Source organism: uncultured Campylobacter sp., assembly GCF_937997405.1.
GTDB lineage: Bacteria > Campylobacterota > Campylobacteria > Campylobacterales > Campylobacteraceae > Campylobacter_B.
Genome location: NZ_CALKTL010000177.1, coordinates 1 through 11050, shown reverse-complemented (window position 1 = coordinate 11050; position 11050 = coordinate 1). Strand labels below are relative to the sequence as shown.

The following is an 11050-nucleotide window of genomic DNA, read 5'->3' as shown; positions in this document are numbered from 1 at the left end:
TGTTTAGCTTAAATTATAATTTGAAAAATTTGAACTTAAAGGCGATAAAATGGAATTTTTCATTGTATTTGTATTTACTAGAGCGGAGCTATCTTTTGCATTTTATAAAATAAACATATAGGAGCGAGATTATAATGACGACGGCGAATAGAGCGATCGTAATTAGATGCAGATCTTGCTTGATTAGCTCCTCGTTTTCGCCGATGAAATATCCCAAGCTCATAAGTATTAATGTCCAAATCGCAGCCCCAAGCCCGGTAAATAGCACGAAGCGCGAGACATCCATCTTTGCAAGCCCCGCAGGAAGGCTGATGTATTGACGAATGCCCGGGATCAAGCGGCAGTTAAACGTTGAAATTTCGCCATGGCGGTTAAAAAACGCTTCGAATTTTGCAAATTTCTCCTCGGTAATGCCTACGTATTTGCCGTATTTAGCGATAATCTTACGTCCAAAAAAGTAGCATAGATAGTAATTAAACAGCGCGCCGGTGATGCTGCCGCCAAGCCCACAAATAAATGCTAGAGCAAAGCTCATCTGTGATTTTGAGGCCAGATAGCCCGCAGGGATCATCACGACTTCACTTGGGAAAGGAAAGAAGCTGCTTTCTAAAAACATCATCACAAAAATGCCAAGATATCCCCAGCCTGCGACAAATTCTACGATAAAATTTATGATATTAGAAAGCATTTGAATTCCTTGACTTAATGTATAAAAAACCGGATACGCTTAAAATTTCGCGAAATTTAGCATCAGCAAAGCAAATAAGCTTGAAATTTAACAATCCGTCGATATAAGAGTGAGCTCAAAATTTCGCAAAATTTATCGCATATAAAACAAAGGCGCGGGCTAAATTTTATCCCTACAAGTTACTGCCGCAGCGAACTTGCATATAAATTTAATAGCCTCGCGCCTTAAAATTAAACTATTTTGCGTATTCGATGTTTAGTTTGCCGAATAGCTCATTAGCCTTGTCATCGATTTTTTTGTTTACTTTGCTTGGAAGTAGCTGATTTTTGATGAGATCTTTTACCTTTTCAAACGGCATAGTCTCAGCCTTTTTGCTGCTTTCTTTGTAGATTACATGATATCCGAATTGTGTCTTTACCGGCGTTTTGCTCATCTCGCCATCTTTTAGCGCAAACGCCGCTTTTTCAAACTCCGGCACCATCATGCCTTTACCAAAAGAGCCCAAATCGCCACCGTTTTCTTTCGCACTTGGATCGATTGAAATTTCTTTGGCTAGCTTATTAAATTCCTCTTTTAAATTCTCTTTTTTGACTTTTGATAGCTTCGCAATCGCGTTTTTAGCAGCCTTTTCGTCTGCTACTAAGATATGACTTGCGGTAACGGAATCTGGTTGCATGAAATTCTGTTTATTTTCATCATAAATTTTTTTAGCTTCCTCGTCGCTGATGCTTACGTCTTTAGCCTGTTCGCGTTGCCATAGATTAAATGCGATGCCATCTTTAGCAAGCTCTAGCTGATGCTTATATTCGTCGCTGTTTTCAATGCCTGATTTTTTCGCCTCTGCGATTAGAAGTTTGTATTTGATCAGATCGTCGATTAGTTTTTTCTTCTCATCGGCGGTTGGTTCCTGTCCGCCGTGCTGCATACCTTGAGCCAAAAACGGTGCAACATCCTCATCCGTAATAGTGATATTCGCGTCTTTTGCAGTAGCCAAAACGCCTGCATTAAGCGAAGATATAGCCATAGCGGCAACAAAGCTGAAAGATAAAATTCTTTTCATTATTTTTCCTTTATTCGGTAAATTTCGCGCAATTATAAAAAAAGATAGTAAATAAAATAGCGAATGCCAGCAAATTCGGCGCGAATCGTGCGCCGAATTTTTAAAAGATGGAAGTTAAAACGATGGAATGATTGCGCCTTTATATTGCGTCTCGATAAATTTTTTCACTTTCTCGCTTTGAATCGCTTTATCTAGCGCCTTGATTTTAGGGCTGTTTTCGTTGCCTTCTTTAACGCTAATAACATTTGTGTAAGGGTTGCCCTCAGCCTTTTCTAAAAATAGCGAATCTTTGATCGGGTTTAAATTTGCGTTAAAGGCAAAATTTGAGTTGATGACTGCAATATCGACATCGCCCAGGGTGCGTGGAAGCGCGGCGCCTTCAAGCTCTAAAATTTCTAAATTTTTAGGGTTTTTCGTGACATCTAACGGCGTGCGAAGCTTGGCGTTTTGATCTACTTCGATGAGCCCCGCGGCTACGAGCAGATCAAGTGCGCGGCTTTCGTTAGTCGGATCGTTTGGCACGGCAACTTTGGCGCCGTTTTTAAGATCTTTTAAATTTTTAATCTTATGGCTGTAGATGCCCATCGGCTCTAAGTGCACGCCCACGGTCGCTTTTAACTTTGTGCCTTTATTAGCGTTAAATTCCTCCATATATGGCACGTGCTGGAAAAATCCCGCATCTACGTCGCCGCTATCGGTAGCGAGGTTCGGGGTTACGTAGTCGTTGAAAACCTTGACCTCAAGATCGTAGCCTTGGGCTTTTAGATCAGGCTTAATCTGCTCTAAAATTTCGGCATGCGGTATCGGAGTAGCGGCGACTACGATTTTTTCGGCAAGAGCGAAGCTGACGACGCTGGCGCTAAGAAGCGAAGCGAGAAGAAATTTCTTCATATTTAATCCTTTTGGTTAAAATTTCGCGGTATTATAGCAGGTAGAATTTTTAATGTCAAGTGTTTTTATATGATTTTTTAAAATTTTATCTAAAATATTCTAAAATTCGATATTTTTATATATATTTAAATACTACATTTTATTGTATAATGCGGAATTGGCACGCTTTAATGAGCGCTTTACATAAATTCCGCTAAAATCGCAAAATTTAAAATTTTAAAAAAAGGCTGAAAATGGCAGATTTTTACGACGCGAAAGCCGTAGAGGAGAGCTTTTATAAAATTTGGGAGCAGCGCGGTTATTTCGAGATCGACGGCAATAAAGATATCCAGCAAAAAGGCAAAAACTTTTGCATTATGATGCCCCCTCCAAACGTCACCGGAGTGCTTCATATCGGGCACTCGCTAACTTTTACTTTGCAAGATATTATGGCACGATACAAGAGAATGGACGGTTACAAAACGCTGTGGCAGCCGGGGTTAGACCACGCAGGCATCGCGACGCAAAACGTCGTCGAGCGCGAGCTTTTGGCGCAAGGGATCAAAAAAGAAGAGATAGGGCGCGAGGAGTTTTTAAAGCACGTTTGGCACTGGAAGGAGCAAAGCGGCGGGCAGATCGTAAAGCAGATGAAGCGTCTTGGCGTCACGCCTGCGTGGAGCAGACAGCGCTTTACGATGGATGAGGGGCTTAAAAACGCCGTTCGCAAAGCCTTCGTAAATCTATACGACGCGGGGCTCATCGTGCGCGGCAACTATATGGTAAACTGGTGCACGCACGACGGCGCGCTAAGCGATGTAGAGGTCGAGCACAAGGAGAACAAGGGCAAGCTTTATCATCTGCGTTATTACTTCGTGGACGAGCAAGATAAATTTATCGTAGTGGCTACTACGCGCCCCGAGACCTACTTCGGCGACACCGCCGTAATGGTAAATCCCGCGGACGAACGCTATAAAAATTTGATCGGTAAAAAAGTCGTGCTGCCGCTAATCGGCCGCGAGATAGAGATCATCGCCGACGAATACGTCGATATGAGCTTCGGAACGGGCGCCGTGAAGGTCACGCCCGCGCACGATACCAACGATTATGAGGTCGGCAAGCGCCACGAGCTGGAGTTTATCACCGTTTTTGACGAAAAAGGAATTTTAAACGAGCAGTGCGGTAAATTTAATGGTTTAGAGCGACTTGCCGCGCGCGATCAGATCGTAGCGGAGCTCGAACGGCTGGGCTTTATCGAAAAAATCGAGGACTACGAAAATCAAGTCGGCTACTGCTACCGCTGCAAAAACGTCGTCGAGCCGTACATCTCGCAGCAGTGGTTCGTGCGCGCAGATATCGCAAAAGAGGCGATCGCCAGAGTAAATGCGGGCGAGGCGGAATTTTTCCCGAAGCACTGGATCAATAGCTTCAACGCTTGGATGCGCGAGCTGAAGGACTGGTGTATCAGCCGCCAGCTGTGGTGGGGGCATAGAATTCCCGTGTTTTACTGCGACTGCGGCCATCAGTGGGCGGATGAGCGAGAAGCTCCCGATGTCTGCCCGAAATGCGGCGGTAAAAATTTTACCCAAGATCCCGACGTGCTCGATACGTGGTTTTCAAGCGGTCTTTGGCCGATCAGTACGCTTGGCTGGGGCAATGGCGAGGCGCTGAAAAACGAGAAGTGGTTTGAAGAGGATTTGAGCGAATTTTATCCGAATACTATGCTAATTACGGGCTTTGACATTTTGTTTTTCTGGGTCGCGCGCATGATGTTTCAGTGCCAAAACGCCATGGGCGAGCTGCCGTTTCGCGACATCTACCTGCACGCCTTGGTTAAGGATAAAGACGGCAAAAAGATGAGCAAATCGAGCAAAAACGTAGTCGATCCGCTGCTAAAAATAGACGAATTTAGCGCCGATATTTTGCGCTTTACCCTTACGATTTTGTGCGTGCAGGGGCGCGATCTGCGCCTTAGCGACGAAAAGCTTTTGATATATCGAAATTTTACGAATAAGCTTTATAACGCGAGCAAATTTTTGCTTTTAAACGCCTCTAAATTTGACGATTTGGACGCGGCGCGGATCAAAACGAGCCTCGGCAAATATATGCTTTCGCGCTTTAACTGCTGCGTGGGCGCGGTGCGGGAAAATTTAGACGAATACCGCTTCAACGACGCTGCGACCGAGCTTTATAAGTTTTTTTGGGACGAGTTTTGCGACTGGGGCATCGAACTTAGCAAGGCGGACAAGGCCGCGATAGGCGAGCTGGGGATGATTTTTAAAGAAGCGATGAAGCTACTAAGCCCATTTATGCCGTTTCTAAGTGAGTATCTGTATCAGGAGCTAAGCGGCACAAGGCTGCAAGACGCGCGCTCCATCATGGTGATGCGATACCCGCAGCAGGGTGAGCGCGACGAGCGGATCGAGGAGCTATTTTCGCTTCTTATAGAAGCGATCGTTAGCATTCGCCGCGCAAAGGCGACGATCGAGCTCGGCAATGCGCGCGTAGCAAAAGCCTACGTCAAATCGGCAGTCGATCTAAGCGCCGCCGCGGACTACATCAAAACGCTAGCAAAGGTAGATGAAGTGGAATTTACGCAGCAAAACATCGCAAATTCCGCCCGCGACGTGAGCGAGAATTTAGAAAGCTTCGTGCCACTTGAGGGGGTCGATCTTAGCGGCGTGATTTTGCGCCTTAACGCGCAAAAAGCGAAGCTGCAAAAAGAGATCGAAAAGCTCTCGGGCATGCTAAATAATGAGAAATTCGTGGCCTCTGCCCCGCAAGCCGTGGTTGAAGCCAACCGCGAAGGGCTGCAAAGCGCGCAGGAAAAATTCGCCAAAGTATGCGACGAGCTAAAGGCGTTTGGCGAGTAGCCCGCTCGTTTGAGCCAAAATTTTAAATTAAGGAGAAAAATATGTCAAAGGGTAGTATCGGTGGATTTACTTTAGGCACGGTCATAGCCGTCGCACTATCATGGGGAGTCAATAAAAGCATAATGTGGGCGATAATTCACGGATTTTTAAGTTGGTTATATGTGATTTATTATTTCCTACTGAGGTAAAATTTCATCGGCGGCGCGCCGTTTTACGCGCTAAATTTTAAAATCTGAAGGATAAAAAATGAGCGAAAAAATAAAAATAGCGGTTTTGGGATATGGAAATTTAGGTCGCGGCGTGGAACTTGCCGCGCGAAATAGCAAGGATTTAGAGCTTTCGGCTGTATTTTCTCGCCGCGAGCCGCACAGCGTGCAAACGTGCGGCGCGCCCGTGTTTAGCGCAGATGAAATTTTATCGCACAAGGGCGAATTTGATGTTTTAGTGCTTTGCGGCGGTAGCGCGACCGATCTGCCGACGCAGACGCCCGAGTTTGCGCGGAGCTTTAACGTCGTCGATAGCTTCGATACGCACGCAAAAATCCCGGAGCACTTCGCCGCGGTAGACGTCGCAGCCAAAGCGGGCGGAAATGTAGGTATCATCGCCGTGGGCTGGGATCCTGGACTATTTTCGCTAAATAGACTGTTCGGCGAGAGCGTACTACAAAACGGCAGCAGTTATACGTTTTGGGGCAAAGGCGTGAGCCAAGGCCACTCCGACGCCATCCGCAGGATCAAAGGCGTCGTAGATGCCCGCCAATATACCGTGCCGATAGAAAGCGCCTTGAAGCGAGTCCGCGCGGGCGAAAATCCAAAACTTAGCACGCGCGAAAAGCACCTACGCGAGTGCTACGTCGTAGCCGAGGACGGCGCCGATAAAGCGCGCATAGAGCGCGAGATAAAAACGATGCCAAACTACTTCGCCGACTACGACACGAGCGTGCATTTCGTAAGTCTTGCGACGCTTAAAAAAGAGCACGGCGGCATCCCTCACGGAGGCTTCGTTTTGCGAAGCGGCGCGACGGGCGAGCACGGCGAAAATAAACACTTGATCGAGTTTTCGCTAAAGCTTGACTCAAATCCCGAATTTACCGCAAGCGTGCTCGTAGCCTACGCCCGCGCGGCGTATCGCTTGGCGCAAAGGGGCGAGCGCGGCGCGTTTAGCGTATTTGACATCGCTCCAGCGCTTCTTTCGCCAAAGAGCGCAGATGAGCTAAGGCGCGAAATTTTATAAATTTCCGGGGGCGTTTCGGCGGAATTATGAACGAGGAAATCTGAGTGATAAAGATAGAGAATTTAAAGAAATTTTACGGCAAAACCTGCGTGATCGACGATGTGAGTCTGGAGGTAAAGCAGGGCGAAATTTTTGCCATCGTCGGTCGCAGTGGCGCGGGTAAAAGCACGCTGCTGCGCTGCATAAACGGCCTTGAGGACTATCAAGAAGGAAGCCTCAAGGTAGAGGGCAGGGAGGTAAGAGAGCTAAACGCCGCGCAGATCCGCGAGCTGCGCAAAAATATCGGTATGATTTTTCAGCACTTCGCGCTTATGAGCCGCCGCAGCGTCGCGCAAAACGTCGCCACGCCGTTAGAATTTTGGGGATATTCAAAGGATCACACGAAGCGCCGCGTCGCCGAGCTTTTGGAGCTCGTGGGGCTTGCGGATAAAGCAAACGCCTATCCTAGTGAGCTTAGCGGCGGACAGAAGCAGCGCGTGGCGATTGCGCGCGCGCTTGCATTAAGCCCAAAAATTTTGCTATCCGACGAGGCGACCTCGGCGCTTGATCCCAATACCACCGCGCAAATTTTATCGCTTCTGCGCCGCATAAACAAGACGCTCGGCATCACGATCGTGCTCGTCACGCATGAGATGGAGGTCGTAAAGGGTATCGCGCAGCGAGCGATCCTGCTTAAGGGCGGGCGCGTAAGCAACTCCGGTGATATCGTCTCGCTGTTTTTGCACCCGGATGAGAATATGAAGGAGTTTTTAGGCGAGGAGGAGGTGCTGCCCGCAAGCGGCGTGAATATCAGGCTCTTTTTCCCGCCCGCGGTTGCGTTTGACAGCGTGATCACGCACATGGCGCGCGCTTTGGAGATAAATTTTAACATCGTTTGGGGCAAGCTCGAGCGGCTTGATAAAAACGTCGTCGGAAGCCTCGTGATCAACGTGGAGCCCTCACACGTCGCGCGCGTGGAGGAGTTTATCAAAAACGCGGGCGTGATCTACGAGATCGTAAGCGAGGATGAGATCAAAAGCTGCGCCGCGAACTAGGTGCGATTTCGCGCCCTGTGCGCTTGCGCCGCACTAAATTTAAGGGCTTACGCGGCATGGCGAATTCAAAAGCTCGCGCGAGGTCGCGAACTCAAAGGCTGGCTCGGCGTTTTTGATTTGACGTGCGCGTCGTGGCATTAGTCGTGGCATTATAAATTTAATTAGTTTTGCCGGCGGTTTAAATTTTTATCTCGCCGCAGTAAAGCAAGCTCGGCGATGCGCTGTTGGCGTGCGCTCTGGCTAGCTTTGATTCGCGTTTAGAATTCGACTAGCCATAGCGAGGCGATTTAAATTTCAGGGATCGCGACCGACCGAGCGCATTTAAGCCGCTCCGCGTTTGAAATTACAGGCGTTTAAATTTAAATTTGAATTTTTTCGGAATTTCACACATACTTCACTTTTACGGAAGTATAATTCCACTAATTTTTTTTAAGGAGTACGTAATGAAAAAACTTACTTTGTTTGCGCTTAGTGCGCTATTTGCTGGCACTTTTGCCGTAGCTGCCGATATGGGCATGAAAGATGAGATGAAGGACGCCAATACATCAATGCATAATGGTGCGAAAGAGGTGAAAGCTGAGATGAAACATATGAAGCACGAGACGCATGGTATGAAAAAAGATGCCGTCAAAAAGGGCTCTCATGCAAAAAAAGAGATGAAAAAAGAGATTAAAAAAGAGATGTAGTGAGTAAAATTTTACTCGTAGAGGACGATGAGACGCTTTGCGATCTCATCGGCGAATATCTAAAAGACGCGGGCTTTGACGTATGCGTTTGCAGCGACGCTCAAAGCGCCGCGGATCTTGCTTATGAACAAAAATTTGATCTTTTTATCTTTGACGTAAAAATCCCCAAAGGCGACGGATTCTCACTTTTAAAAGAGCTACGCAAGAGCGGCGATCGCACCCCTGCGATATTCGCCACCTCGCTAAATACACTTGATGATCTTGAGGTCGGTTTTAAAAGCGGCTGCGATGATTATCTCAAAAAACCATACGAGCTAAAAGAGCTGTTGCTGCGCGTTAATTCTCTCATAAAGCGAAACTTCAGCCACAATTTTGATGATTTTGTAACTATTGACGACGAGTTTAAATTTTACTTTGCAAGCAAAGAGCTACGCAGATCGGGCGTGCCCGTCGCGCTTTCAAACAAAGAGCGCGAGCTGCTGGCACTTTTTTTACAAAATAAAAACAGGCTTTTAAGCAAGGATGAAATTTTCTCCGCGATCTACGCTTTTGACGAAACTCCGAGCGAGGAAGCGCTGCGAACTTATATCAAAAATCTACGCCGCGTCCTAGGCGAAGAGCACATCATAAATCGCCGTAACGCAGGGTATCTGTATGTCTGAAAAGACCGCTTTAACGCTTAAAATTTTATCTTTGTATCTCATTTCAAGTGCGTTGTTTTTGGGATATTTTTTCAAGATAAATTACAGGATGAACGAAGCCGCGCTACTTTCGCACAGGATAAAAGAGCTAAAAGAGATCAAAATGATGATCTATATGAAAGCAAGCATGGACGGGCTGGAATCGCTAGCGGACTTTGAGCGCGAAAAGGGTGTAAGCGCGTGTATATTTAAGCCAAACTCTGATGAAATTTACGGCTGCGGTGGTGAGCTTGGAGCGCTTGATAAAGCGAAGCTAAAAGCGGAATTTATAAGTGGCGGCAGGCTAGGAATTTATGAGAATCTGCAAAATATGGAGGAGCGAAACGCCTTTTCCAAGGCTAAAATCATTCTGCTTGGAAGTAGCGTGCAGGGCGAAATTTTAACACTTCGTATCAAAACCGCAGTGATGATGATAGCGCTTTTGGGCGTGATATTAGCCGTGGCGTTTTATCTGGTGCGGCTAGGCACAAAGCCGCTTTACGATAAGATTGACACGTTAAATCGCTTCATAAAGGATAGCACCCACGAGATCAATACCCCGCTTAGTATCATCTCCATGAGCGTCGAGACGATGCGGCACGCAGAGCTTGGGGAATACAACGCCAAGCGCATCGCTAATATCGATCTTGCCGCCAAGACGCTTTCGCGCATCTACGAGGATCTCGTGTTTTTAACCTTCGGTATGAATAAGGAGGGCGAGATTAGCTCGATCGATCTAAAAAGCCTAGTCGCTTCGCGCTGCGAATACTTCGCGCCGTTTATCCAAAAACGTAGACTAAGCCTTAAAACCGATCTTTCGGATGCGAGCATGAACGCAAACGTCTATGAAATTTCGCGCCTGATCGACAATCTGCTAAGTAACGCCGTAAAATACGCAAACGCAGGCGGCTACGTGGATGTACGGCTAAGGCGCGGCGAGCTAGCGATCTCAAATAGCGGCGAGGGGATCGATAGTAAAAAGGGAGGCGAAATTTTTAGGCGTTTTGCGCGCTTCAATTCGAGCGAGGGCGGCTTTGGAATCGGGCTTAGCATCGTAAGCGAGGTCTGCAAAAAATACTCCTTTTCTATCTCCTACGACAGCGTGCCGGGCGAGATAACGACCTTCCGCCTTACGTGGCGCGAATAAAATTTTAAAATTTAGTGAAATTTAAAATTTAAAAGCGGTCGCTTGCGGTTTAAATTTAATCGTAGTTTGGTCGCTTAAATTCCGCGCAAAAAGGCTCTAATTGCCGGAGCGTTTAAATTTAATCGCCCGTTCGCTTTGCGCTCGTAAAATGACCCTGAAAGTTATAGGTGCAGAATTTTATTCGTCCGCGATTTTATAAAATTTAGCTTTTATTTCTCGATAGATATATCCAGTGGACTATATCGCTAAGCGAAATCACGACAAGTATACTCATAAACATCGAAGTGGCTGTGAAAAACGATATCCAGCCAAATAGGCTCTCTCTGCTCGCAAAAGTAGGAAATATCCGTCCATTGCCTACTCTGCGTGGGATGCCGTTTATGGCAAAATCAGCGTAGAAATAATTGTTTAATGCCCAGTAAGCAAAAGGTATAGCGAGCAATATCACAAATAGCTGCGTCTTGACGGCGGGAAGCCCTTTTTTGTATAAGAATGTGGCGATCGGACAATACACGCAGCTTAGCGCGAAAGCCGTTAAAATAGGTACCCACATCGCTGCGACGTAAAATTCCGCAAGCTGCGTGTGCGGGCTTATTTTGCCGATTGCGGCGATGTTTGGAAAAAACTGCTTCATAAATCCAACGAAGTCCGCGCACGAGGGACTTACGTCTAAAATATTTTCGGGTAGCACGAATACGCTAAGCGCCGTGATCGCAAACAGCACAAAAACCGCCGCGTAAAGTCGCCCGAAAAATTTAGTGAATTTCGTATCGGGATATGGC

General features: G+C 46.8%; 11 protein-coding genes. 7 read left to right on the top strand and 4 right to left on the bottom strand.

The window, feature by feature from the left end; translation table 11 throughout:
- Window positions 1–88: 88 nt before the first annotated feature.
- The 3 genes from Q0372_RS09460 to Q0372_RS09450 form a co-directional block, all read right to left on the bottom strand.
- Window positions 89–688 carry a DedA family protein gene (locus Q0372_RS09460; protein WP_298105256.1) on the bottom strand — a complete coding sequence of 200 codons (600 nt, stop codon included), beginning with the start codon at window positions 686–688 and terminating at the stop codon, window positions 89–91.
- Window positions 689–923: 235 nt separating this feature from the next.
- On the bottom strand, window positions 924–1748 hold the full coding sequence (locus Q0372_RS09455) for a peptidylprolyl isomerase (RefSeq protein WP_297880512.1): 825 nt from the start codon (window positions 1746–1748) through the stop codon (window positions 924–926).
- A 114-nt stretch (window positions 1749–1862) separates the two neighbouring features.
- Window positions 1863–2639: a MetQ/NlpA family ABC transporter substrate-binding protein gene (locus tag Q0372_RS09450; protein WP_005870677.1), complete on the bottom strand. Its 777-nt coding sequence runs from the start codon at window positions 2637–2639 to the stop codon at window positions 1863–1865.
- A 233-nt stretch (window positions 2640–2872) separates the two neighbouring features.
- Between Q0372_RS09450 and Q0372_RS09445 the strand changes: the two genes are divergently transcribed.
- The 7 genes from Q0372_RS09445 to Q0372_RS09415 all read left to right on the top strand — a co-directional run bounded on the left by Q0372_RS09445 (window position 2873) and on the right by Q0372_RS09415 (window position 10268).
- Window positions 2873–5488, top strand: coding sequence for a valine--tRNA ligase (locus Q0372_RS09445; protein WP_298105253.1), 2616 nt, complete (start codon window positions 2873–2875; stop codon window positions 5486–5488).
- A gap of 41 nt (window positions 5489–5529) precedes the next feature.
- Window positions 5530–5676: a hypothetical protein gene (locus Q0372_RS09440; RefSeq protein ID WP_297880516.1), complete on the top strand. Its 147-nt coding sequence runs from the start codon at window positions 5530–5532 to the stop codon at window positions 5674–5676.
- Window positions 5677–5734: 58 nt separating this feature from the next.
- Window positions 5735–6721 (top strand): diaminopimelate dehydrogenase, encoded by a 987-nt coding sequence (locus Q0372_RS09435; RefSeq protein WP_298105250.1) that lies wholly within the window; start codon window positions 5735–5737, stop codon window positions 6719–6721.
- Window positions 6722–6765: 44 nt separating this feature from the next.
- Window positions 6766–7755 carry a methionine ABC transporter ATP-binding protein gene (locus Q0372_RS09430; RefSeq protein WP_298105247.1) on the top strand — a complete coding sequence of 330 codons (990 nt, stop codon included), beginning with the start codon at window positions 6766–6768 and terminating at the stop codon, window positions 7753–7755.
- 443 nt (window positions 7756–8198) lie between these two features.
- The gene (locus Q0372_RS09425; RefSeq protein WP_297902676.1) at window positions 8199–8441 is read left to right on the top strand and encodes a hypothetical protein; all 243 of its coding nucleotides are present in this window, start codon (window positions 8199–8201) and stop codon (window positions 8439–8441) included.
- Window positions 8441–9103, top strand: a complete 663-nt coding sequence (locus Q0372_RS09420; protein WP_297879887.1) for a response regulator transcription factor — start codon at window positions 8441–8443, stop codon at window positions 9101–9103. The genes Q0372_RS09425 and Q0372_RS09420 overlap by 1 nt, the downstream gene beginning before the upstream one ends.
- On the top strand, window positions 9096–10268 hold the full coding sequence (locus Q0372_RS09415; protein ID WP_298105244.1) for a HAMP domain-containing sensor histidine kinase: 1173 nt from the start codon (window positions 9096–9098) through the stop codon (window positions 10266–10268). The genes Q0372_RS09420 and Q0372_RS09415 overlap by 8 nt, the downstream gene beginning before the upstream one ends.
- Before the next feature lie 202 nt (window positions 10269–10470).
- Here Q0372_RS09415 and Q0372_RS09410 read toward each other — a convergent pair.
- On the bottom strand, window positions 10471–11050 hold a 580-nt coding region (locus Q0372_RS09410; RefSeq protein WP_298105241.1), incomplete at its 5' end, for a hypothetical protein.

Coding starts and splice junctions, on each gene's coding strand:
- Q0372_RS09460 (WP_298105256.1), bottom strand. CDS start 688: ATGCTTTCTAATATCATAAATTTTATCGTAGAATTTGTCGCAGGCTGG.
- Q0372_RS09455 (WP_297880512.1), bottom strand. CDS start 1,748: ATGAAAAGAATTTTATCTTTCAGCTTTGTTGCCGCTATGGCTATATCT.
- Q0372_RS09435 (WP_298105250.1), top strand. CDS start 5,735: ATGAGCGAAAAAATAAAAATAGCGGTTTTGGGATATGGAAATTTAGGT.
- Q0372_RS09415 (WP_298105244.1), top strand. CDS start 9,096: ATGTCTGAAAAGACCGCTTTAACGCTTAAAATTTTATCTTTGTATCTC.
- Q0372_RS09440 (WP_297880516.1), top strand. CDS start 5,530: ATGTCAAAGGGTAGTATCGGTGGATTTACTTTAGGCACGGTCATAGCC.
- Q0372_RS09450 (WP_005870677.1), bottom strand. CDS start 2,639: ATGAAGAAATTTCTTCTCGCTTCGCTTCTTAGCGCCAGCGTCGTCAGC.
- Q0372_RS09425 (WP_297902676.1), top strand. CDS start 8,199: ATGAAAAAACTTACTTTGTTTGCGCTTAGTGCGCTATTTGCTGGCACT.
- Q0372_RS09445 (WP_298105253.1), top strand. CDS start 2,873: ATGGCAGATTTTTACGACGCGAAAGCCGTAGAGGAGAGCTTTTATAAA.